Origin of the sequence: Geobacillus kaustophilus (genome assembly GCF_000948285.1) — a bacterium.
GTDB classification, from domain to species: domain Bacteria; phylum Bacillota; class Bacilli; order Bacillales; family Anoxybacillaceae; genus Geobacillus; species Geobacillus thermoleovorans_A.
Window position 1 is genome coordinate 1,228,896 of sequence record NZ_JYBP01000003.1, and the last position, 24,176, is coordinate 1,253,071.

Here is a 24,176-nt window from a genome sequence, read left to right on the forward strand (position 1 = left end):
AGCCTCCTATTCGTCAAACCACGTTTCAGCGATGTTGCGCACCGCGGCCCGTTCCCGTTCATCGTCGAGCTTATCGACGATGCTTCGTTCAATGGCCCGCAATGGCGGCATGTACGCTGCCAAATCGCACGCATCCAACAAAGCGCGCACCGAAGCCGCTTCCTCGGCGATTTGTCCGTTTCGCACTTGCGCAAGCAGATCAGCCGACAAGGCGACGAAACGATCGATCAACGTTTCATCCGTTAATGTAGTTTGCGCCAATAATACCGATTTTAATGTTTCTCCTTGCACATACGGCACATTGATGACGACAAACCGGTTTTTGAGCGCCTCATTGAGCGGTACGGTGCCAATATAGCCTTCATTGATCGCGGCGATGACGCCAAATGTTGGTTTCGCCTGCACGACATCGCCGGTGAGCGGATTCGTGAGCCGCCGCCGGTAGTCAAGGACGCTGTTTAAAATCGGCAGCGTCTCTGGTTTCGCCATATTAATTTCGTCAATGTATAGCAAATGCCCTTTTGTCATCGCCTGGATGACTGGTCCGGGCACGTACTCGATCACCGCCTGGCCGTTTTTGTGCACGATCGTCTTAAAACCGAGCAATGCTTCGGCGTCCAAGTCCACGGAACAGTTGATGCTGTGCATCGGTTGACCAAACAAAGCGGACAACGTTTCAGCAAGCCGCGTTTTTCCCGATCCGGTCGGGCCTTTTAAGAGTACGTTTTTCCCAAGCGCGAGCGCAATGGCGGCAGCGTGCACGATCGCCTCATCTGCCGCCTTGTACCCGCCCGCTCCAATCAACGCGCGATCCGGATCGCGGCGGAACAGTTCTTTTCGCTTTTCCATTTCTTTCGTGACCGTCAACGGCCATGTTCCCATCTTCTGCCTTCCTCTCTGTGGCGATCTTCCCCTCTCATTCTACTAGATCGCCCGGCGGGACGCAAAACAAAAGAATTAGACCATAAATATATTATGTAAATATAACAAAGAAAAAACGAGGCGCTCTCAACCGAAGTTGTCCTCAATTGCCTTGCGAATGAGCGCCGCGCACCGGTCCAGTTCCACCTTCAGTTGGCGTTTGTACAATTTCGCCTTTTCTTCCCCGCCCTCGGCAAACCGATAGTAGACGACTTCTTGGTACTTCATCCCTTCTTTTTTTCGCTTCACTTGTTGCAAAATGCCGTCTTCGATCAAATCATGCAGCGCCTTATACACTTCGGAGTGGTTCGGCCGGTAGCCGAACGGCTTGAACTCTTGGCGCAATACATCAAGCAGCTTTAGCCCGTACAATCGCTCTTGCTCGGTGAGCGTAATCAAATACAATTTTAAAAACGCACGTTGTTTTAACAGAAAACCGCTGGGCGTCCGTTTCTCCCCCATGGGTTGCTCCCTCCTTCCTTATGGATTGAATTTCGCTCTTTTGGCCGCGAACTCCTGCTTGTTTTCATTATATCATGCGGGAAAGAAAAAATCCTTCCCCGCTCGTTTTCAATAAAACACGATCGTTTTATTGCCGTGGATGATGACCCGGTCTTCCAAATGCCACCGAAGCGCCCGGGCGAGCACCGTTTTTTCGATCAAGCGACCGATTCGCTTCAAGTCGTCCGGATGATGGCGATGGTCGACGCGGGCGACGTCCTGCTCAATGATCGGCCCTTCATCCAAATCATCGGTGACATAGTGCGATGTCGCGCCGATCAATTTGACGCCGCGCTCATAAGCCCGCTCGTACGGACGAGCGCCAATAAAGGCGGGTAAAAACGAGTGATGGATGTTGATGATCCGCCCCGGAAATTCAGCGACAAACGCCGGCGACAAAATTTGCATGTAGCGGGCGAGCACGATCGTGTCGATCCGATAGTCGCGAAGCAGACGGATTTGTTCGGCTTCGGCGTCCGCTTTCGTTTCTTTCGTCACCGGAATATGCACATAAGGGATGCCAAATGACTCGACCGTCTCGCGCAAATCCGGGTGATTGCTTACGACAAGGGCGATGTCGGCGATCAACTCCCCCGCTTGCCATTGCCAAAGCAGCTCAAGCAGACAATGCTCGGCTTTGGAGACAAAAATGGCGATCCGTCGGATGTCGTTGTGCAGCCGAAGTTTCCAATCCATGCGAAACTCCTCGGCAATCGGTGCAAACGCTGCTTCGATCGCCTCTTTTCGCTTAGCGATGTCCGGACAATCAAATTCGAGGCGGAGAAAAAACGTTCCCCCTTCAGGATCGGTCGAGTATTGGCTCGATTCGACGATGTTCGCTCCTTGTTCATAAAGAAACGATGTCACTGCCGCGACGATGCCCGGACGATCCGGGCAGGAAATGAGGAGCCGCGCGCGCTGCTCGTAACCTTGCAAAAATGATTGCCAGCGATGTTGGCGAAATGTCGTCATGCGTTGTCTCTCCTTTTTCTTGCTTTTCTTGCAATTCATCATACAAAAAATTCATGAACTTGCCAACAGGGAAGATAACAAAAGAGGGTGTCCCAAAAGGATCGGGACACCCTTTCTTATTCCGTATATAAGTATAAAGCAATCATTAAAAAAACAATATGTTGTGTTTTGTTTAAGGAAAATTACCCTTTTGGGTCAGCCCCTGGCAAGTGAAAAACCTCTCTCAGTCTTTCGTCAAATCGCCGGCCGGGCCGAAAAATTCGTAATGGATGTGCTCCTCTGGCACACCCCATTGTTTTAGGGCACGATAGACGGTTTTCATAAACGGCACCGGGCCGCAGAAATAAAAGTCTGCGTCTTTCGTCGGGATCACGGATTGCATCCATGCAAGGTCGATCCGCCCTTCTTTGTCAAAATGCGGATGGCGGCGGTCCTCATCGGATGGCGACTCGTAACAAATACGGTAAGAAAATGACGGGCGTTCCGCCAACATCCGAAGCTCTTCATCAAACGCGTGCACGCGTCCATTCAAAGCAGCATGCAAAAACGTCGCTGGGCGGGTCGGTTGGCGGATGGCCAACGTATGCGCCATGCTCAAAAGCGGAGTGATGCCGACGCCGCCGCTGATGAACACAACCGGCGTCGTTTTGGACAAATCAAGCGTAAAATCGCCGGCTGGAGCGCTAAGATCGAGCACGTCGCCCTCTTGGACATGATCATGCAAATAGTTGGAAACAATGCCGGCCGGCTTGTCCGCTGTAGCTGCTTCCCGTTTGACGCTGATGCGGTAATACCCTTTTCCAGGAGCATCCGATAAGCTGTATTGGCGAATATGCGTATACGTCTCGCCCGGAATCGACAGTTTGACGCTGACGTATTGGCCCGGCAAATAATCACTGATGGCCTTGCCGTCTTCCGGCTCCAAATAAAACGAAGTGATGACGCCGCTTTCTTTCACCTTTTTCACGACGACAAATCGGCGAAAGTCACGCCAGCCTCCGTGTTTGGCCGCTGCCTCATCGTAGAGCTCTTTTTCCACTTGAATGAAAACGGACGCAATGGCTTCATATGCTTCCGCCCAAGCCGTGATCACTTCGTCGGTGGCGGCGTCGCCGAGCACGTCTTTGATCGCCAGCAACAAATGCTTTCCGACGATCGGGTATTGTTCTGGTTTGATTCCTAAGCTGCGGTGTTTATGGCCGATTTGCCGCACAACCGGCAAAATAGCATCAAGCTGGTCGATATAGCGCGCTGCCGCATACACGGCTGCGGCCAAGGCGCGTTGCTGCCGCCCTTGCTTTTGGTTGGCGTGGTTGAAAATATTGAGCAGTTCCGGATGATTGGAAAACATGAGTTCATAAAACCGCTTCGTAATTTGTTCGCCATGTGTTTCCAAGACAGGCGCCGTTGATTTCACAATTTCAATCGTTTTTGGATGCAATTTCGTTGTCGTTGTCATGATTTCATCCCCTTGTAAAACATGTATTTTTAATACATCTTTTATTCAACCATGGGCACTGCGAAAAAGCAATATTTCAAATACATCTTTAATAAATTGTTCACAATTCTCCGTTCGAATCGGGTGTGGTACAATGGGATCAAGAACGTCGCTTAAAGGTTGTGAATCACGATGCAGTTGACGAACTATACGGAATACGCCTTGCGCGTCCTCTTGTTTTTAGGCGCGCTTGATGAAGAAGAAAAAACAAACATCAAAGACATTGCCGCTGCCTTTTCCATTTCAGAGCATCATTTAAGCAAAATCGTCCATGAGCTTGGCAAACTCGGCTACATTGAAACGATCCGTGGGCGCAACGGCGGAATCCGCCTTGCGAAACGCCCCGAGGAGATTGTCATCGGCGCGGTTGTTCGCGAAACGGAGGAAAACTTGTCGCTTGTCGAGTGTTTTGCCGCCCACGGCAATGAGTGCGTCTTAACGCCGGTATGTCGGCTTCGCTTCGCACTTCACGAGGCGTTAGAGGCGTTTTTGCGTGTGCTGGATGCGTATACACTCGCCGATTTGCTTGAAGACCGAGCGTCGCTTCGTTCTTTATTGAAAGAGCGGCGCGGTTGAGAAAAAACTTTCCGGCTATTATAAGGAGAGTTTTTTGGTGTTAAGCATCGCTCTACGGAAGGAAGACGCGGGATGATGCGAAACCGATGGCGGCCTTTGCGCGTGATGTGGCGGTAATACTGATCATTAGTTAAAAAACGAAACCAGTCGAAAACCATGGGCAATACGTCCGGCACCGGCCGATCACATCCCCTTTGTTTGCCACAAGACGAAGAATATATTAAGATTAGAAAGGTGTGAAAACATCTGCATGACTGAAGGAGGTCACAATGAAACACAAAGGAACCGCTTTACCACCTTACTTGCATATGGACAATGGAGAGCTTTGGCTCACCGAAGATGATCGCGACAACTTAAAAATCAGCTATCGAATCAAAGAGGTGATTTTTGCCGAGCCGTCCGAGTACCAGCATGTGATGATTTTGGATTCGTACGATTTTGGCCGCATGCTCGTACTCGATGGCGTCGTGCAAACGACCTCAATTGACGGCCATATTTATAACGAAATGATTTCGCACGTGCCGCTGCAGTTTCATCCGGAAGCGAAACGGGTGCTCATCATCGGCGGCGGCGACTGCGGCGCAGCTCGTGAGACGGCGAAATACGCTCATCTGGAAGCCATCGACATGGTGGAAATCGACGAAAAAGTCGTCCGGGCGTGCAAAGAGCATTTGCCAGCCGTCTCCGGCAACTTATCTGACCCGCGCATGCGGTTTGTATATGATGATGGCGTCGTGTTTGTGCAAGGGAAAGAAAACGTCTACGACGTCATTATGATCGACTCGTCCGACCCAGTCGGCCCAGCGGAAGCCTTGTTTTCACTGGAGTTTTACGCCAACGTCCATCGCGCGTTGAAAGCAGACGGGCTGATGGTCTGCCAAAGCCAGTCGCCGATTTTCCACTTGGATATTTTGAAACGGACGTACCGCAACATTCGCGAACTGTTCCAGCATGTGCTCGTGTACACAGCAGTGGTGCCGACGTATCCAGGCGGACTGTGGAGCTTTACGATCGGCTCGAAACGGCCGCTGGTGTTTCCGGCGCAAACAACTATTCCAAACGACACGAAATACGTCAATGATGCGGTCTTCCGTCAATGTTTCGCCTTGCCCGAGTTTTTGCGCTCGGCGCTTGAGGTGGAATAACGGCTTGGCATGGAAAAAGCTGTCCCTGCTTTGGGGGGACAGCTTTTTTGTGTCATTTGAGTGATCCTCTTTACGCTTTCTATTATTCCACCCGCTTTCTTGTTTCATTGCGCCGGCGGGTTGTGGGCCAGTGCCCGCTTGGCAAGCCATTGAAACGTCAAGTCATCCGCCGGCGGGTTGTAGAGTCCAGCGCGGACGTCACGGTAATGCCGCTGGAGCGGGTTGTCAGCAAACAAGCTTTGTCCGCCGACAATGCGCATCGCCCAATCGACGACTTCAAGCGCGGTATTGGTGGCGACCAATTTGGCTGTTGCCAACTCCTCTTTCATCGCCATCCGTTTTTCCGGATAGCGATCCCATAAGTCGGCGACCGCGTACAGGAAATGGCGCGCATGGGTGAGGCGCCATTCCATTTCCGCGATTTTCCGCTGCACTTCGGGTGTTAGGGCGATTGGGTGAGGCAGGGTATTAGGCTGGTACGTCTTGGCAAAGCGAAGTGCCTCATTGCGCGCCGCAATGGCGATGCCTAAGTAACAAGCCGGAACGTGCAACAGCCATCCTTGCGCCGGTGCGGCTTCGTTCGATTCCCCGAGCGTCTCGACGAGCGCCTCTTGGTCGACTTCGACTTCTTCAAGAACAAGATCATCGCTGCGCGTCGCCCGCATGCCAAGGGTGTTCCACGTCGGCTCGATGCGGATGCCTGAAGCAGACATCGGCACGAGAAATTCACCGACCCGACCGTCTTCCATCGTGGCGGAAATTAAGACGTAATCGAGTGCAGGAGCCAGTGACGCAAAGGTTTTTCGTCCGCGAAGCACAAAGCGGCCATCGCGAAAAACGGCCGTCGTTTCGGGTTTGCCCCCGCGCGCCGGGCTGCCTGTCGCCCGTTCGGAATGAGCGCTGTTGATGAGCGAGTGGCGGCAAACGACTTCTTTCGCCAGGCGGGCGAGCACCGGCTCCGGCCAGCGGCGAAGCAAAAATAAACGCATGAGAATGCTGGCATGCCAGCCGAATGACAAAGCTGTTGCCCCAGAGCCTTGGGCGATCGTCTCTTGCACGAGCACGAGCTCATACAGCGACGCCCCTTGGCCGCCGTATTCAGCGGGGATGGTCAACGAAAGGAATCCCGCCTCTTTCAAATCGGCAAAATCGGCAAATGGAAACTCAGCCCGTTCGTCATCGTGAGCCGCCCTTTTGGCAAACCGCTCGGCAAGGCGCCGCGCTTGGTCGTATAATTGCTGCTCCCGATCGGTCCGCACAAGCAAGTGATACAACTCGTTCATCGTTCTCCCCTTCTTTTTTGATCGAGATGCTTTCATTGTACTGCTTTTGACCAAAGGTGAAAACAAAAATGCGCAAAAAAGCCGTCCGTGGAACACGGACGATCCTCATGATGAAAACGTTTCGTTGTGATCGCAAGGCGGAACATATCTTTCTGCCTGAATTCCCCCTTGGCTATATGTCAGAGTTTAAGCATTGCTGCAGCAACCGCTCAAAAAAGGAAGAAATGCCGGATGTACCGATCATCGCCGCGGTGGACGAACTCGTTTTTCGTAGCGTCGTATTCATATTCTTCCTGCCAACGGCGGCCATAGCGGGCGATTTGACGGACGGCGCGGATGATCGCATACACTTCTTCGTTCGTCATCGTAGGATGGAGCGACAGACGCACCCATCCTGGTTTGGCGAGAGGATTGCCGTTTTTGACTTCTTGAAGCAACGCAGCGGATTGTTCCTTGTCGATGCCAAGCAAATAGTGGCCGTAAGGTCCGGCGCAGGAACATCCCCCGCGCGCTTGAATGCCGAAGCGGTCATTCAGCAGTTTGACAACAAGGTTGTAATGCAACCCATCTATGACAAACGAGATGATGCCAAGACGGTCGTTCCGATGTCCTTCAAGCACGCGGACACCGGGAGTGCTTTTCAACGCCGGCAAAAGAAGGGAAACAAGTTCCTTTTCGCGGGCGCGCATCTGTTTTACGTTCATTTGCTCTTTCAGCTGGATGGCCAACGCTGCCTTGATGGTTTGCCAAAACGGCGGTGTTCCGCCATCTTCGCGTTCTTCAATGGCTTGAATGTATTCATAGTTCCCCCACGGGTCGGTCCAATACACCGTCCCACCGCCGGGGTGATCCGGAGCGTGCTGATGATAAAGACGGCTGTTAAAGAGAAGTACGCCGGCGCTGCCTGGTCCGCCAAGAAACTTATGGGGGGAGAAATAAATGGCATCAAGCTGCTCCATTGGGTCGTCCGGATGCATATCGATGCGGACGTACGGAGCGGAAGCAGCAAAATCAACAAAGCAAAGGCCGCCATGCTCGTGCATGATTTTCGCCAGCTTATGATATGGGGTTTCCAATCCCGTGACGTTCGAGCAAGCAGTAAATGCACCGATTTTTTGCGGCCGATCTCGGTAGCGCTCCAGCAGCTCGCGCAAATGGTCAAGATCGACATCCCCGTTCTCTGTCGGCCGGACCGCCACGACTTCCGCGATGGTTTCCACCCATGGCAATAAATTTGAATGGTGCTCCATATGGGTGACAAAGACGACTGGCCGCTCCTCATCATGAAGGGACAAGCGGTGCTTCCACCGTTCCGGTACGCGCAAGCCAAGCAGACGCTGCAGCTTGTTGACGGCGCTTGTGGTCCCGGCGCCTTGCATGATTAAGACGTCGTTTTTCCCGGCATGAACGTGCTGTTTGATGATTTCTTTTGCATAGCGATAGGCAAGCGTCGTTTTCGTTCCGGTCACATTCGATTCCGTATGCGTGTTGCCGACAAATGGACCGAGCTCATGTGTCAGCTTCTCTTCAATCGGCCGGTACAGCCGCCCGCTTGCCGTCCAGTCGGCGTAAATAAGCCGCTGTTTGCCAAACGGCGTAGAAAACGGATGAAAGCGGCCGATCGTTCCATCGCGAAACGGCTGAAAATACGTCTCAAGCTCTCCGCGGCATGTATACACCGAATTGCCGATCACAGCGTGAATGGCCATGTTTATTCCCCCTTTCCGCCATTTCGTCTATTTACAAAGTATGTCGTCTTCGGTGGTTCGGTCCAAAAAACGTGGGAAAGTTGAAAATGAAAAATCCGCCGTACAGGCGGATGGTATTCCACTCCCTTTTTTACTCCCTTTTTTTGCATGATAACGGCGAAATCGTTTCCCCCACGGGCGGCACAAGGTATTCGGCAAGCATGGTCCGCAAGTCATCGGGCAATGGTTCGCTCGTTTGGGTTTGGAAATTGAAATGGACGACCGCTGCCTCTCCGATGGCGATCAGTCTTCCTGTTTCCTCTTCCATGATGCGATGAATGCATTGAAAGCTTTTATTGCTGATCCGGGAGACATTGGTTTCCACGCGCAATCGTCGTCCGAAGAATCCTTGGTTGATAAAATCGCACTTGGTGGAAGCTAAAATAAAATGCCAGTCCTCCGTTCGCCCGCCGTAACGCAATTCATCAAACAGGCGGGTGCGCGCTTCTTCTAAATAAATAAAATAGCTAATGTTGCTTAAATGTCCGAGCGCATCAGTTTCACAAAAGCGTGGGTTGACGGTAATGATGTGCGTCTTCATTTCTCCCTCTTCCTTTCTTTCCTTTTTTTTTTGCCCCTTTCGCCCACAATATTCGTTTGGGTGGGCATGGGGGGTGACTGAGTTGGATTTGTAGCTACCAACTAGTCAGTATGTTGTTTTTATCATACTCTGATTTGCTTTTGTTTTCAATTGTTGATTTATTAATTATTTAGAACATTGTTTGTGATTATAAAATGGGACGGTGAACATCCCGGCCTGTTCACCTATTAGGAAGCCTGAAAAGACCGGCCGGCAGCGCGTTCCGCTGGTTCATGGCATCCAAAGCGGCAAAAGAACGTATCCTGCGAGCGACACGCCGGCGCAAAGGAGAGAGATGCGCAGTTTATATTTCGCATAGCTCATTAAGTCCATATCCATAATGGCTGCGGTTGTAATCGTCGTATCGCCAAGCGGCGAAGCAAAGGCGCCAAACGTCCCGCTCGCAAACACGGCGCCGACTGTCACCTCGAGCGGCGCCCCGGTCGCATGGGAAAGCGTGACGCCAAGCGGCATCAAAATGCCCCACGTTCCCCATGAAGAACCAATAAAGTATGATAAAAACGATCCGACCAAAAACACGGCCGCTGGCACGAATGCCCCCGGCAGCCATGTGCCGAACGTCGACGACACGTACTCCGCAAATCCGAGTTCCCCCGCCACCGCCGAGACTGCCCAGACGAGAACGAGCATGCCGATCGGCGCCATCAGCTCGTTTCCTCCGGCAAAAAAGTGATACGTCAACTCTGAGAGTGATTGTCGGCGCCACAAATAAAACATCATCGACAAAAGGATGGTCACAAATAGCGCCAACAGCATCGCCCATGTCGCATCGGCCGCGGAAAACGCCTCCCACCAATTCTCCGCCCCGCGTTTCCTCCCGTCGTACACGAAAAAGGCAAACGTCAGCGCGATTAACAGCGCCAACGGGACAAACAAGTGCAACGGCTCCCCGTTGATCAGCGCCAGCTCCTTGCGCAATCCGAGCCCGTGCAGTGTATTTGTCTCCCCTTCTCCTTTTTTCGCCCGCGGTTTGCCGATCCGGATGTTCAACATCATCGTCAACACCCCGACGGCCAGAGCGACAATCGCAAACAAGTTGTACGGCAGGCTGCGCAAAAACACGTCATACGGCGATTCGTGAATGTCGTTTTGCGCCAGCGCCGCGGCGACAACAGAAGTCATAAAGCCGACGAACGCTGTCGCCGCTGGCAAAAGAACGATGATCGGCTCGGTCGAGACGTCGATCATGTACGCCATGCGGCGGCGGTCGATGCGAAACTGGCGAAGGACCGCTTTCATCACTGGTCCAAGGAGCATAATGCGAAACATCGGCATAAAAAACGTCACCGGCACCGTCAGCCAAACGAACAACAAAATCCCCCGCTTCGAGCGGATGCGAGCGGAAAGTCTCTCGACAAACCCTTTGATCCCGCCGGTAATTTGCATTATGCCGACAAGCGAACCGAACAAATACAAAAACGCGGCCACCTTCATATGCTCCGGATCGGTCAGGGCGTGAAGAACAGCGGAAACAGCACGCTCAATCGCGCCGACAGCCGACCACTCAAGGCAAAACGTTCCGACGAGCAATCCGGCCACGAGGCCGGGCAAAATTTCTTTCAGCCATACCGCCAACGGAATGATGAGCAGAAAAGGCAACAGCGACCACCATGTTCCTTCCACGTCGGCGCCTCCTTTGCGATGATGTTGTTACCAAGAAGGATAGCCATAATGTAGTTTTTTTATGATTTTCATTGATGATTTAGAACATAGTTTTACTTATTAAATTTATGTTGCCCCGTGCAAACAAAAAAAGCCGCGCTGCAGTTTGCAGCGTGGCTCACTTCCATCAGCTCCAGGCTGGCTCTCAAACAACTTGGGGGCACGGAAGGCGTCGTCATTTCCGGCGCGCAAAATCGACAAATCGGAACTTGTCGAGCCGGTGACGCGATTCCGTGTATTGAAACAATGCAGCATCGCTTAAATACACGTAGTTTTTGACGACAACGACGCGGTCATCGCCGTTTAGGTCCAAATAACGGCGGTCTTCGTCCGTCGCTTCGTCGACCGATATCTCTTTTTTCGCAAAGCTGATCGGCAAATGCAGCTTCGTTTCCAAATATTCATAAATCGAGTCTTCGCAAATCTCTTTGGTCAATAGCGGCACATGCTTTTTCAGAAAAAAGTCTTTATCCAAAATAATCCGCTCACCGCCGATTTCACGGACGCGCACGACTTTCCACACTTCGTCTTTGCTTGAGGCGCGCAGATGCTGCCGGAGTTCGCCGTCCGGCTTGATGACCGCCAGTTCATGCACAATCGTCCGCACCGGCTTCTTCATCGTCTGCGCCAGTTCTTTAAAGCTGACCAATCCAGATACGGGAAAGTCATATTTGTCGACGTCAAGGACGATGGATCCTTTTCCTTTCATTTTTTGGATATAGCCGTGCTCGGACAACAAATGGAGCGCTTTGCGGATCGTCTCGCGCGATGTCTCATACCGGGCTGCCAGCTCGTGTTCCGATGGCAGCTTGTCGTACGCCTTCCATTCTCCGCGGCGGATGCGGGAAATGAGGTCATGGTAAATGGTTAAATATTTGTTTTCATGCATAAGAATCACCGCTTGTATTGTATCACGGCCGGCGCAAAAGATAAACAACCGATTCGTATGGGCGCAGTTGCATGCGGCGAAAATCGGCCGGCGCGTCCGAATAATTGGCGAGCAGCAGTTCTCCCGTATAGCCATCGGCTCCTGCTTCTCCCGGCAGCGTGAACGTCGTTTCGACTGGATAAAAATTGTTGACAACAAGCAACTTTTCTCCATCGCCATGACGCATATAGGCAAAAATATGCGGATCGTCCGCAAGCAGCAGCTCATAGCGCCCGGTCGTGATGATGTCATACTGCTTGCGCAATTCAATCAGCCGCTTATAGTGGTAAAAAATTGAATCGCGGTCGGTGAGCGCCTGTTTCACGTTAATGCGCCGGTAGTTGTCGGCGACGCGAATCCACGGCGTCCCGGACGTGAAACCAGCGTGCGGGCTGTCGTCCCATTGCATCGGCGTGCGTGAATTGTCGCGCGATTTCCGCTGCAAAATCTCAAGCACTTCCCGCTCGCTTTTGCCTTGTTCCCGCAAAATCCGGTACATGTTGAGCGACTCGACGTCGCGGTAGTCGCGAATATCGGTGAATTTCGGGTCCGTCATGCCGATTTCTTCGCCTTGGTAAATATAGGGCGTTCCTTGCATCAAATGGATCGTCGTCGCCAGCATTTTCGCCGATTCTTTCCAATACGTCCCGTCATCGCCATAGCGCGACACGATGCGCGGCTGATCGTGGTTGCACCAAAAGAGCGCGTTCCAGCCCCCGCCTTCATACATCCGGACTTGCCATTCGGATAAAATGCGTTTTAAGGCAAGGAAATCAAATGGGGCGACTGCCCATTTTTCTCCGTTCGGATAATCGACCTTCAAGTGGTGAAAGTTAAACGTCATATTCAGCTCACGGTGGTTCGGGTTCGTGTAGCGGATGCAATGATCGATCGTCGTCGACGACATTTCCCCGACCGTCATGACGTCATATTTCGAAAACACTTCGCGGTTCATCTCTTGCAAAAACTCATGAATGCGCGGTCCGTCCGTATAAAAGCGGCGCCCGTCCCCCGGCGGCACCGAACCGTCGTCATCCGGAAAGCGCTGGTCTTTTGACAACAAGTTGATGACGTCAAGCCGAAAGCCGTCCACTCCTTTTTTGAGCCAAAAATGCATCATGTCATAAATGCGGCGGCGCAGCTCTTCGTTTTCCCAATTCAAATCAGCTTGCGTCACATCGAACAAATGCAAATAATATTGCCCGGTTCGTTCATCGTATTCCCAAGCCGAGCCGCCGAATTTCGACTGCCAGTTGTTCGGCGCTCCGCCGTCCGGCCTCGGGTCGCGCCAAATGTAAAACGAGCGGTATGGGTTCGTTTTCGAGGAGCGTGCCTGCTTGAACCATTCATGATCGGTTGAGGTATGGTTGACGACCATGTCCATCACCAGCTTCATGCCGCGCGCGTGCACTTCTTGAAGCAAACGGTCAAAATCGTCCATCGTTCCGTATTCGGGATGAATGCGGAAATAATCGCTGATGTCATAACCGTTGTCGCGCTGAGGCGACGCGTAGATCGGCGTCAGCCAAATGACATCGACGCCCAATTCTTGTAAATAATCGAGCTTTTCGATGATTCCTGGCAAATCGCCGATGCCGTCTCCATTCGTGTCGTAAAAGCTTTTCGGATAAATTTGATAAACGACCGCTTTTTTCCACCAAGGGGTTGTTGACATCTCTCTTCACCTCGTTCGTCGGGATAAAAACATACCATTGGCGTCGGCGGCCAATGGTATGTTAGTAAATTGATTATTTAGAATATACTTCCCTTACTACAACAGACCTCAGCCGTTAGCGGGCGCCTTTACGCACTTTCCCAAAGATAAACGTCAACGCAAACGGCACCACAATCGCCATCGCCATGCCGATAAAGAACGGCGTCCACTTTTGCGGCACGATCGACAAGAACCCCGGCAGGCCGCCGACACCAATCGACGGAGCGATTACGTGGTTGAGCGTAATAAACATGCCGGCAATCGCCGCGCCCGTCATCGCCGCAATAAACGGAAAGCGGAAGCGCAAGTTGACCCCGAACATGGCCGGCTCGGTAATGCCAAGATAAGCGGACACCGCCGATGTGAACGACAAGCCGCGCAGCTTTTCGTCTTTGGCGACAACCATCATCGCCAGCGCCGCTGACCCTTGGGCGATGTTTGACATGACCAAAATCGGCCATAAGAACGTTCCGCCTGTATTCGCAATGAGCTGCAAGTCGACCGGCAAGAACGTATGATGCATCCCGGTGACGACAAGCGGCGCATACAGCGCTCCATACAGCAAACCACCGAGAGCTGGAACCGTGTCAAAAATCGTCACAAACAAGTGGGTAATGGCATTGCCGATCGCAAAGGTGACCGGCCCGATGGCGATGAACGACAAAAAGCCCGTAATGAGCAACGCAAGCGGCGCGACAAGCAACAGCTGAAACGCATCCGGTATGCGCTTGCGCAAAAACAGCTCCAGCTTCGCCAGCACGTAGGACGCCGCCAAAACCGGCAACACTTGCCCTTGATAGCCCACCTTTTGCACTTCAAAGCCGAACAAGTTCCAAACTGGAATCTCTCCTTTTTCTTTCGCCGCTCCCCACCCCCAAGCGTTCAACAAATCCGGGTGGACGAGCATCAAACCAAGGACAATCCCTAAGAGCGGGCTGCCGCCGAATTTCGTCACCGCCGACCAGCCGATCAAACCGGGCAGGAAGACGAACGCCGTATTGGCGATCAAGTTGATCATATTCGCCAAATCGGCCCATTCTTTGTGCACCTCGACAAACGATTTCCCTTCGTAAAAAATGCCTGGGCCTGTCAAGACGTTGTTAATGCCCATCAACAAACCGGCCGTCACGATCGCCGGCAAAATCGGAATGAAAATATCAGCAAGCGTCTTAATGGCGCGCTGAAGAGGATTGAGCTTCGCTTCCGCCGCATCTTTGATCTCCTGTTTCGTCGCCCGGCTGAGGCCCGTCAGCTCGACGAGGTCATCATACACTTTATCGACAAGTCCTTGGCCGATGACGACTTGGAACTGGCCGTTTGCGGAAAACGATCCTTTGACGACATGGATGCGCTCAAGCGTTTCCTTATCGACTTTCCCCTCATCTTTGAGCGCAAACCGAAGCCGTGTCACGCAATGCGTGGCGGCGGCGATGTTTTCCTTGCCGCCGATGGCTTCAACGATTTGCGCGGCTGCTTGTTGATATGCTCCCATGGATGAATGCCTCCCTTTTCTCACCATCGCTATGCGTAAACTAAATCGCTTTCAGCAACCGGTTGCAAAAAACTTGTATATACAACTCACTTTCATTTTATCCTGTATATACAAGTTTGTCAACATCTTTCGATGACCTTCTTCATTTTTCGACAATAGTTGTTGTTTTTTTGCTAACTTCCACTTCTTTTGTGATGTTTTGTCAAGAAGCAGGAAAATCATCAACCGAGTAGGAAAATAAACAATATGCCAAACGACAAGAAAGGATGAGACTGCGATGAAAACCTATACACTCCGCGAAGCAGCGAAAAAAATCGGGGTGACGGCCCGGGATTTGAAACAATGGGAAAAACAGTTTGCAGAATCGATTGTCGTCCCGCGCACAATCGAGGGAGCGCGCATCTACACCGATGAACTGATCAATCGGTTTCGCCATATTCGCACTTGGCTTGAGGACGGCCGCCACCCACGCGAAGTGGCTGAAATGATCAGGCAAATGGACGGACAACTGGAAGAGGGAGCCAACGAGACAGCTGCTCAAGTGGAAACAGCCGTCATGGAAGGGGAAATCATCGATGTGCCCCGCCTGTTGCATCAAGGGATGCCATACATAGCCGAGCAGTTGGCGGCCCGCTTAAAAGACGATATCGTCGACGCCTTGAAACAGGAAACGACAGCTGCGGTCCGGCAAGCGATGGATGACGTGAAAGGCCGCCTCGACTACATCGAGGAGCGAACGACCGCAGCTGCCGAAACGGTGCGCCGTTCGCTCCGCGATTACGAGGACGCCTGGCAGCAAAAAACGGAACAGCTGCATGAACATTTGGAAACGGTCGTCGCGTTCTGTCAAGAGGAAAAAGCAAGACAGGAAGAGGAGCGCAAACAGCTCGAACTGCGCATTTTGGAGCGGGAAAAAGCGTTTCGCGAGCTCGTGTTGTCGTTCCGGCAAACCGCTGCCAGCGCGAGTGCCGCTCGAGCTCGGCACAAATGGTGGAAATTTTGGCAAGGATGAGCTGTTCAAAGAAATGACAAACACATTCATTGGTGTGCCATACTTCAAAAAAGGGACCCCGCCAAAACGCGGGGCCTTTTGCATCATGTTCGACGGCTCTCGACCGCATGCCGTTTGATGGCTTCGATCAAGCGCGCTTCTTCTTGTTGGGTGAGATAGAGGCGGACGCCGTAATAGCGAATGCGGGCAAACGGCTTTTCCCATACGAGCTTGCCTTGGACCGTAAACGAAGCGCCGCTCAGCGCAAATGACACTTCCACCGGCACTCCATCATGGGAAAATGGAAGCCGGCTTTCGACTTCCACCTTCATTCCATGCGGGCTTATGTCATCAATCAAAACGTTGTAGCTGGCATCAGCTATGCGCAGTTCGGCCGGAAGCGGCTGGCCAAACTGATACCGGAACGGTTCTTGACGTTTGAATCTCATCCTTCCTCCCCTTTTCCAAGCAACTTCACCGGCTCTTTCCAGACATCCACCACCGCTCCGGCTTCGTCAATGTCCACAACAAACGAACCGGTGCTGTAACGGTCAGACGGACGGAGCGAAGAAGCTTGAATCGTCTCGATGACTCCTTTTTCCGTCCGCAGCCCAACCGTTTCTTCATCGCTACCGACAAAGACAGCGCCAACAATGCGATGCGGGTTGGACTTCACTTCACGTATGATCACAACGCCGCGCTTCGCCCGTGAAGACGGCTCAAACTCGCTCATGGCCACTTTTTTCACCGCCCCGCGCTGCGTCACGACGACGAATGAGCCCCCCTCTTCCAGGCGAACGGGGCACGCGGCGGCGACAAAGTCCCCTTCCTTCAATTGAATCCCTTTCACGCCAGCCGCGCGCACGCCAACAAGGCTGATCTCCTCCTCGGCAAACAAGAGCGCATGTCCATCATGCGTCGCAAGCCAAAGATGGCCGCATCCATCCGTCGCGTAGACGGCGACGACGTCATCATCCTCTTTCACATTGACGGCCACAAGCGGGCGGGTGTAGCGCTGCACTTGATATTGCGCCAGTTCAGTCCGCTTCACGAGTCCTTGCCTCGTCACAAAGATGAGCTGCTCCCCGGTGTTAAAGGAAGAGACTGGAACAGCGGCGACGAGTTCATCGTCGCGTTCAAGCGGAATGAGATGGGAAATGTGCTGGCCGACCTCTTTCCAACGGATATCAGGGAGCGTATGCACCGGACAGTATAAATAGTAGCCGCGGCGGGTGAAAAGCAAAAGCACATCGGTCGTATTCATCTCAAGTTGGGCGAGCAGCCGATCCGTTTCCTTCATGCCCATGTCTTGGCCGTTTGAGGCGCTGTAGGAACGATAGCTCGTCCGCTTCACATATCCTTCTTTTGTCACGGTGACGATCACATCTTCCGCCGGAATGAGCGCCTCCATCTTGACTTTCAGCTCTTCAATCTCCTCTTCAATCACCGTCCGCCGCTCGTCGGCGTATTGCTTTTTCATGGCTTTTAATTCTTTTTTAATCACGGACAACAGCTTTTTCTCATCGGCCAAGACCGCGGTCAGTTCCGCGATCGTTTTGTCAAGCTCGTCCGCTTCTTGACGCAGCGCCGTGATATCGGTGTTCGTCAGTCGGTACAGCTGAAGCGTCACGATCGCCTCGGCCTGCGCCTCGGTGAACGCGTAACGGGCCATCAGCCGATCTTTGGCATCGCGCTTGTCGCTTGACGCCCGAATCGTCGCGATCACCTCATCCAAAATGGAAAGCGCCCGAATCAAACCATCGACCATATGCTTCCGCTCGTTCGCTTTTTTCAGCTCAAAATGCGAGCGGTTCGTGACGACTTCTTTCCGGTGGGCGATGTACGCATCCAACAGCTCCGGCAGGCTCATCAGCTTCGGCCGGCGCTCATGGATCGCCACCATGTTGAAGCTGTACGGCACTTGCAAATCCGTGTTTTTGTACAAGTAGTTGAGAATCGATTCCGCATCAGCATCTTTTTTCAACTCGATGACGATCGACAGCCCGTTCCGGTCCGTTTCATCGCGCACGTCGGCGATGCCGTCGAGCTTTTTGTCGAGGCGAAGCTCGTCAATTTTTTTCACTAAATTCGCTTTGTTCACTTCATACGGCAGTTCCGTGATGACAATGTGCTTTTTCCCACCTTTTCCCTGCTCGATGGCGGCTTTGGCGCGGATGATGATTTTCCCGCGGCCGGTCTCGTACGCCTTGCGGATGCCATCTTTCCCTTGGATGATGCCGCCGGTCGGAAAATCGGGGCCGGGAAGAACCGTCATCAGCTCATCAACGGTGCAGTCGGGCTGATCGATCCGCATCAAGACGGCATCGATCACCTCGCCAAGCGCATGCGGCGGAATGTCGGTCGCATAGCCGGCTGAAATCCCGGTCGAGCCGTTCACCAACAAATTCGGAAACATCGCCGGCAGGACGGTCGGCTCATCGGTCGTATCGTCAAAGTTCGGCACAAACGGAACCGTTTCTTTGTCAATATCACGAAGCAATTCGGCGGCAATCGCCGACAGGCGCGCCTCTGTGTAGCGCATCGCCGCGGGCGGGTCGCCGTCGATGCTGCCGTTGTTGCCGTGCATCTCCACAAGCACGTTGCGCAGCTTCCAATCTTGGCTCATCCGCACCATCGCTTCATACACGGACGAATCGCCGTGCGGATGGAAGTTGCCGATCACGTTTCCAACCGTTTTCGCCGCCTTGCGAAACGGCTTGTCAGCCGTGTTGCCATCAATGTACATCGCATATAAAATACGGCGCTGCACAGGCTTCAGCCCGTCTCGCGCATCCGGGAGCGCCCGGTCTTGGATAATGTATTTGCTGTAGCGGCCAAAGCGGTCGCCCAACACATCTTCTAAAGGCAATTCCAACAATCGCTCTGTCATGCTCTCTCTCCTTTCTCACCGAACATGAACGGCAAAAAGGCGGCGCCTCTTCGTGCCGCCATCAGCCGATCCATCCTGGTTCCTCTTCAAGCCCGAAGGCGACGTGCGTTTCGATCCATTTGCGGCGCGGCTCGACTTTGTCGCCCATGAGCGTCGTCACCCGCCGTTCGGCGCGGGCAGCGTCTTCAATGCGCACGCGGATCAACGTGCGTGTTTCCGGGTTCATCGTCGTTTCCCATAGCTGGTCAGCGTTCATTTCCCCTAACCCTTTGTAGCGCTGAATCGTATAGCCGCGTCCCAGCCGTTTCGTAATGTCCCGCAGTTGCTCATCCGTCCACGCGTATTCAATGATTTCTTTTTTGCCGCTTTTTTTGCTGATTTTGTAAAGCGGAGGCAAGGCGATGTACACTTTTCCCGCTTCAATGAGCGGGCGCATGTAGCGGTAAAAAAACGTCAAAAGCAGCACTTGGATATGGGCGCCGTCCGTGTCGGCATCGGTCATGATGATCACTTTGTCATAGTTGACATCCTCAAGCGAAAAGTCCGCACCGACGCCGCCGCCGATGGCGTGGATGATCGTATTGATTTCCTCGTTTTTCAAAATATCGCCAAGCTTCGCCTTTTCCGTGTTGATGACTTTTCCGCGCAGCGGCAGCACCGCCTGGAAGCGGCGGTCGCGCCCTTGTTTCGCCGAACCGCCCGCCGAATCGCCTTCAACGAGATAGAGCTCATTTTTTTGCGGATTGCGCCCTTGCGCCGGCGTCAGCTTGCCGCTTAAAAGCGCCTCTTTCCCTTTCCGCTTTTTGCCGCTTCTCGCCTCTTCGCGCGCTTTACGGGCCGCTTCGCGCGCTTGATACGCCCGGATCGCTTTTTTGATGAGCATCGCGCTTACGTCTGGGTTTTCTTGCAAAAAGTACATAAGCTGCTCAGACACCACGGCATCGACGGCCGAACGCGCTTCGCTCGTTCCGAGCTTTCCTTTCGTCTGCCCTTCAAATTGAAGCAAATGCTCCGGAATGCGCACCGAAACGACCGCGGACAACCCTTCGCGAATATCGGACCCTTCGAGGTTTTTGTCCTTTTCCTTGAGCAGACCAACGCGCCGGGCGTATTCGTTAAACACGCGCGTCATCGCCGTTTTCGCACCCGCCTCATGCGTGCCGCCGTCTTTTGTGCGCACGTTGTTGACAAACGACAGCACGTTTTCCGAATAACCGTCATGAAACTGGAACGCAAACTCGACTTCAATGCCGTTTTGCTCGCCGGCAAAATAAACGACCGGGTGGAGCACGTCTTTCTCCTCATTCAAATAGTCGACAAACGCTTCAATTCCGTTTTCGTAGTGGAACACCTCGCGCATGCCCGTCCGTTCGTCAATGAGTTCAATTTTCAGCCCTTTTAATAAAAACGCCGATTCACGCAGCCGCTCGCTCAACGTCTCATAATCGAAGACCGTCGTGCTGAAAATCGTTGGGTCCGGCTTAAACTGGATGATCGTCCCGGTTTTGTTCGTCGTTCCAATTTTTTCAAGTGTCGTCACCGGTTTGCCTCCATGCTCAAACCGCTGCTGGTAAATGAATCCTTCGCGATGAATCGTGACGATCAGCCATTCTGATAAGGCGTTGACAACCGACGCCCCGACTCCGTGCAGGCCGCCGCTCGTTTTATAGCCGCCTTGGCCGAACTTGCCGCCGGCATGAAGCACGGTTAAAATCACTTCCGGCGTCGGCTTGCCGAGCTTATGCATCCCGACCGGCATGCCGCGCCCTTCGTCGAGGACGGTGATGCTGTTGTCTTTATGTATTTGCACCAAAATGTAATTTCCATATCCGGCCAACGCCTCATCGACCGAGTTGTCAACAATTTCGTAGACAAGATGATGCAAGCCGCGGCTGTCGGTGCTGCCGATGTACATCCCCGGCCGCTTCCTGACTGCCTCGAGCCCTTCCAACACTTGAATGGCATCTTCGTTATATTCGTATGTCGCTCGCTTTGCCACAAGGCCACCCCTTCCTACAAAAACAAGAACACCTGTTTCTATTGTACCACAAACTTCCCGACTGTCCATTGCCTTTTGACATCCCCCGACAAATTCGGACAAGTGCGACAAAAAAACGAAAGGACCATCTCGAACAAGATGGCCGTTTCATCAATTAGGCGCGTTTGGTGAGCGCATGTTCCACTTTAATGCAGCGGTCCATAATGACCGTGCAGCCTTTCTCCTTTAAAAAGCGGTATGCCTCTTCGTTGACGACGCCGAGCTGCGCCCAAAACACGTCGGCGTCGATTTGCACAAACTCGTGGGCCAGCTCGGGCAAATGCTCAGAGCGGCGGAACACATCGACGATGTCGACATGGCCTTCGATGTCAGTCAATCGGTCAACCGCCGGAATGCCTTCCCACTCATCGATCATCGGATTGACCGGAATGATTTCGTATCCAGCGTCTTTCATCGCTTTCGCCACCATATACGACTCGCGCTCCGGATTGTTGGACAACCCAACGACGGCAATCCGCTTCGCCTTGCGCAAAATCTCGCCGATTTCTTCCCGGCTTGGGTTGACAATGGGCATCGGGTTCTCTCCTTCCTTTCCTCTCGTTCTTTGCAGTACTTGTTTCGCGATGGAGAAAGAAAAATCCTTCTATGAAACGGAAATTGTTTTGGCCCCCCTTCCAGAAAAGCACAGCCTTGTTCTTTGCTACAAGCCGCTGTCGCGCAACCCCCATCCCGCATACACGCCCGCTAAAAAGACGGTTGTCATGGCAATCGCATGGACGATGACCCATCCCCACCGGCCGTAGCGGAAAGAGGAAGCCGCAAGCGGGGAGCGCGCTTTTCTGGGGACGATTTTTCCGCCCATCCACTCAAAGAACAGCAAATACAGCCACCAAGAGGTGTACGAATCCCACACATCCCACTTCTTATAATCAATCAGAGAGAGCGGCGATACAAGCGCGATCAACTCAAACAGCATAATCAACTGCACCGTCGCAAAGTAAAAGGGGAGCTTCCATGCCCAGCTTTCCGGACTGTACTTGACTCCAAACAAAACGAAAAACGGAATGATGGTTGCCATTTCCACGAGCGGAATCGGTGTATAGGGAACAAGTTTGACAGGGAAGGAGTAAAATCCGGCATAAACAAATGCAAGGCAAAGAACGATGCCGACCGCCGCGCTGAATGCATACAAAACCGCATATGTCCGTACATGCTGTTTGGCAATCAAAAACTTCCCGCAACACTCAACGTGACCGCTAGGAGTTCCACCGCCCAAACAACAGGTAGAGAAACGGTCATCATCGATCCTCCCTAAACCCATTTTCCACTCCTCAAACGCTGTCTCAGACAGCACCGTTAGTATCATCCACAACGTGGAATTTATACCGGGAATTCTCACCGGGCTTTCCACTCATCAAGCTGTCTGGCATCGCTTAACAAACGTGCTTCGTGCATGTATGGCGATGAAAAAAGGAGTCCCGTTGTGTTTGGGACACCCTCGACGGATCGGACTGCATCAAACATTCAAGAATTTTCGACTAAAATTTTCCCGAACGAAAAATCGAGTAAAGCAGCCAACCGAATAGAAAAGCGGACGCCCCCAATCCGATTTCAACAGCAGGAATCTTCCACAGCAGCGTCGACGGCCGACCGAGCGATGAAGCGATCATCAGTCCGACGAGGACGATGCTCAGCGAAAGAAGAACGATGCTGAACGACAGCCGGTTCGTAATCTGATCGAGCTTCTGCAGCAGCGCTTCCAAATCAGGAGCCGTGATTTCCAACCGAAGCTTGCCATGCCGCATCATTTTCGTCCATTCCTTTACGCCCTCCGGTAGTCGGAGCAGCCATTCACCATAATCAAAAATCCGTTTCCACGCTGTTTCCGCCACGCGGTCGGGACGGAGCCGCTCTTTCATCAATCTTCTTCCAAACGGTTCGGCGACGTCCATAATGCGAAACTGCGGGTCAAGCGTCTCCACGACCCCTTCGACCGTCAACAGCGCTTTCCCTAACAGCGTTAAATCGCTTGGGATGCGAATGCCATGGCGAAATGCCACCGAAAGCAAATCCTCGACGGCTTCCCCGAGACTCACCTCACTGAGCGGAACGCGGTAGTATTTCTCCCGCAGCTCGTCAATATCATCGCGCAATTTTCCTTCATCGACCCCGTCAGGGACAATCCCTAAACCGTAAATTGCAGCCAACACCCCATCCGTGTTTTGCCGCATTAAGGCGATGATGAGTGAAGAAAGATGATGTTTAACATGAGGTCGAAGGCGGCCCATCAAGCCAAAGTCAATGAAGGAAAGCGTTCCATCGTCAAGAACAAATACATTGCCAGGATGAGGATCGCCATGAAAAAATCCATGCTCAAACATTTGTTTAAAGGTTGCTTCAGCCAAACGCTCGGCGATCGTCTTTAAGGAGTGGCCGTTCGCTTTCAGCCGCTCGAGCTCCCCAAGTTTCATTCCTTCGACATATTCCATCGTGAGCACGGTTTTCGTCGTATAATCCCAAAACACCTTCGGGACATACACCGACGAATCGCCGGCAAACTGCTGTGCAAACCGTTCCGCATGGCGCGCCTCGACTGTATAATCCAGCTCCTGCCGCAAGGACCGCGCCAGTTCATCGACAATCTCAGATAATTGGTAGGTTGCCGCCCAATCGAGACGACGTTCCGCCAGCACGGCCAAATCTTGCAAAATTTCCAGATCCGTCTCCACCCGCGCAGCGATGTATGGACGCTGCACTTTCACCGCCACGGCTTGTCCGGAAGGAAGAACCGCTCGATGTACTTGCCCAAGCGAAGCGGCCGCGAGCGGCGTTTCGTCAAATGAACGAAACAACGTGTCAAGCGACTCCCCGAGTTCGGTCTCCACCGTCCGGCGAACGTCGCCAAACGGAAACGGAGGAACTTGGTCTTGCAGTTTTTCGAGCTCGCTGATGATCGGAGCGGGAATCAAATCCGGCCGTGTGCTGGCAATTTGCCCAAGCTTCACGAACGTCGGGCCGAGCTCCTCGAGCACAAGGCGGAGCCGCTCCCCAACCGTTTTTCCTTCCTTTTTCCCTTGCTCCGCTCTCCATCGCGGCGACAACGACAGAAACGACGAAAAGCCAAGCTCATCGACGATCATCCCGAATCCGTGCCGAAGCAAGGAGACGGCGATTTCGTGATACCTTCCGATATGGCGCATCCGTTTTCCGATCATTCGGACATCTCTCCTAAGGCGGCAAAAAGCGAGCGGACAG

At 52.8% G+C, this 24,176-nt stretch carries 20 protein-coding genes; 3 read left to right on the top strand and 17 right to left on the bottom strand.

Annotated elements, in window-relative coordinates:
* Nucleotides 1–6: 6 nt before the first annotated feature.
* The 4 genes from LG52_RS06625 to hmpA form a co-directional block, all read right to left on the bottom strand.
* Complete coding sequence (locus LG52_RS06625) at nucleotides 7–882, bottom strand: ATP-binding protein (RefSeq protein ID WP_044731351.1); 876 nt, start codon at nucleotides 880–882, stop codon at nucleotides 7–9.
* Nucleotides 883–1,008: 126 nt separating this feature from the next.
* Nucleotides 1,009–1,383 carry a helix-turn-helix transcriptional regulator gene (locus tag LG52_RS06630; protein ID WP_044731352.1) on the bottom strand — a complete coding sequence of 125 codons (375 nt, stop codon included), beginning with the start codon at nucleotides 1,381–1,383 and terminating at the stop codon, nucleotides 1,009–1,011.
* A gap of 108 nt (nucleotides 1,384–1,491) precedes the next feature.
* Nucleotides 1,492–2,394: a formyltetrahydrofolate deformylase gene (gene purU / locus LG52_RS06635; protein ID WP_044731353.1), complete on the bottom strand. Its 903-nt coding sequence runs from the start codon at nucleotides 2,392–2,394 to the stop codon at nucleotides 1,492–1,494.
* Nucleotides 2,395–2,617: 223 nt separating this feature from the next.
* On the bottom strand, nucleotides 2,618–3,853 hold the full coding sequence (gene hmpA / locus LG52_RS06640) for an NO-inducible flavohemoprotein (protein WP_044731354.1): 1,236 nt from the start codon (nucleotides 3,851–3,853) through the stop codon (nucleotides 2,618–2,620).
* A 171-nt stretch (nucleotides 3,854–4,024) separates the two neighbouring features.
* Between hmpA and nsrR the strand changes: the two genes are divergently transcribed.
* Nucleotides 4,025–4,468, top strand: coding sequence for a nitric oxide-sensing transcriptional repressor NsrR (gene nsrR, locus LG52_RS06645; protein ID WP_044731355.1), 444 nt, complete (start codon nucleotides 4,025–4,027; stop codon nucleotides 4,466–4,468).
* 269 nt (nucleotides 4,469–4,737) lie between these two features.
* Nucleotides 4,738–5,613: a polyamine aminopropyltransferase gene (speE, locus tag LG52_RS06650; RefSeq protein WP_044731356.1), complete on the top strand. Its 876-nt coding sequence runs from the start codon at nucleotides 4,738–4,740 to the stop codon at nucleotides 5,611–5,613.
* Between the two features lie 104 nt (nucleotides 5,614–5,717).
* Here speE and LG52_RS06655 read toward each other — a convergent pair whose 3' ends face one another.
* From LG52_RS06655 to treP, 7 genes are all read right to left on the bottom strand, one after another.
* Complete coding sequence (locus tag LG52_RS06655) at nucleotides 5,718–6,896, bottom strand: acyl-CoA dehydrogenase family protein (RefSeq protein WP_044731357.1); 1,179 nt, start codon at nucleotides 6,894–6,896, stop codon at nucleotides 5,718–5,720.
* A 209-nt stretch (nucleotides 6,897–7,105) separates the two neighbouring features.
* Nucleotides 7,106–8,605, bottom strand: a complete 1,500-nt coding sequence (locus tag LG52_RS06660; RefSeq protein ID WP_044731358.1) for an aminotransferase class V-fold PLP-dependent enzyme — start codon at nucleotides 8,603–8,605, stop codon at nucleotides 7,106–7,108.
* Nucleotides 8,606–8,735: 130 nt separating this feature from the next.
* The gene (locus tag LG52_RS06665) at nucleotides 8,736–9,185 is read right to left on the bottom strand and encodes an acyl-CoA thioesterase (RefSeq protein ID WP_044731359.1); all 450 of its coding nucleotides are present in this window, start codon (nucleotides 9,183–9,185) and stop codon (nucleotides 8,736–8,738) included.
* Between the two features lie 270 nt (nucleotides 9,186–9,455).
* The gene (locus LG52_RS06670) at nucleotides 9,456–10,868 is read right to left on the bottom strand and encodes a Na+/H+ antiporter NhaC family protein (protein WP_044731360.1); all 1,413 of its coding nucleotides are present in this window, start codon (nucleotides 10,866–10,868) and stop codon (nucleotides 9,456–9,458) included.
* 214 nt (nucleotides 10,869–11,082) lie between these two features.
* Complete coding sequence (gene treR, locus LG52_RS06675; protein WP_044731361.1) at nucleotides 11,083–11,796, bottom strand: trehalose operon repressor; 714 nt, start codon at nucleotides 11,794–11,796, stop codon at nucleotides 11,083–11,085.
* A gap of 22 nt (nucleotides 11,797–11,818) precedes the next feature.
* Nucleotides 11,819–13,510, bottom strand: a complete 1,692-nt coding sequence (gene treC / locus LG52_RS06680; protein ID WP_044731362.1) for an alpha,alpha-phosphotrehalase — start codon at nucleotides 13,508–13,510, stop codon at nucleotides 11,819–11,821.
* Nucleotides 13,511–13,625: 115 nt separating this feature from the next.
* Complete coding sequence (treP, locus tag LG52_RS06685; RefSeq protein ID WP_044731363.1) at nucleotides 13,626–15,041, bottom strand: PTS system trehalose-specific EIIBC component; 1,416 nt, start codon at nucleotides 15,039–15,041, stop codon at nucleotides 13,626–13,628.
* 277 nt (nucleotides 15,042–15,318) lie between these two features.
* On the opposite strand from treP, the gene LG52_RS06690 reads away from it, so the two are divergent.
* Nucleotides 15,319–16,053: a MerR family transcriptional regulator gene (locus LG52_RS06690; RefSeq protein ID WP_044731364.1), complete on the top strand. Its 735-nt coding sequence runs from the start codon at nucleotides 15,319–15,321 to the stop codon at nucleotides 16,051–16,053.
* An 83-nt stretch (nucleotides 16,054–16,136) separates the two neighbouring features.
* On the opposite strand, the gene LG52_RS06695 is transcribed toward LG52_RS06690, so the two are convergent.
* The 6 genes from LG52_RS06695 to LG52_RS06720 all read right to left on the bottom strand — a co-directional run bounded on the left by LG52_RS06695 (nucleotide 16,137) and on the right by LG52_RS06720 (nucleotide 24,136).
* Nucleotides 16,137–16,481 carry a PilZ domain-containing protein gene (locus LG52_RS06695; protein ID WP_044731365.1) on the bottom strand — a complete coding sequence of 115 codons (345 nt, stop codon included), beginning with the start codon at nucleotides 16,479–16,481 and terminating at the stop codon, nucleotides 16,137–16,139.
* Entirely contained in the window at nucleotides 16,478–18,922 is a 2,445-nt protein-coding gene (gene parC / locus LG52_RS06700) for a DNA topoisomerase IV subunit A (protein ID WP_044731366.1), read from the bottom strand. Before parC ends, LG52_RS06695 begins: the two co-directional genes overlap by 4 nt.
* Nucleotides 18,923–18,983: 61 nt before the next feature.
* A complete protein-coding gene (gene parE / locus LG52_RS06705) occupies nucleotides 18,984–20,921 on the bottom strand; it encodes a DNA topoisomerase IV subunit B (protein WP_044731367.1) in 1,938 nt (645 codons plus the stop codon).
* A gap of 154 nt (nucleotides 20,922–21,075) precedes the next feature.
* Nucleotides 21,076–21,495, bottom strand: coding sequence for a CoA-binding protein (locus tag LG52_RS06710; protein WP_044731368.1), 420 nt, complete (start codon nucleotides 21,493–21,495; stop codon nucleotides 21,076–21,078).
* Between the two features lie 126 nt (nucleotides 21,496–21,621).
* Nucleotides 21,622–22,149: a CBO0543 family protein gene (locus LG52_RS06715; protein ID WP_231578575.1), complete on the bottom strand. Its 528-nt coding sequence runs from the start codon at nucleotides 22,147–22,149 to the stop codon at nucleotides 21,622–21,624.
* A 310-nt stretch (nucleotides 22,150–22,459) separates the two neighbouring features.
* Nucleotides 22,460–24,136 (bottom strand): ABC1 kinase family protein, encoded by a 1,677-nt coding sequence (locus LG52_RS06720; RefSeq protein WP_044731370.1) that lies wholly within the window; start codon nucleotides 24,134–24,136, stop codon nucleotides 22,460–22,462.
* Between the last annotated feature and the right edge of the window lie 40 nt (nucleotides 24,137–24,176).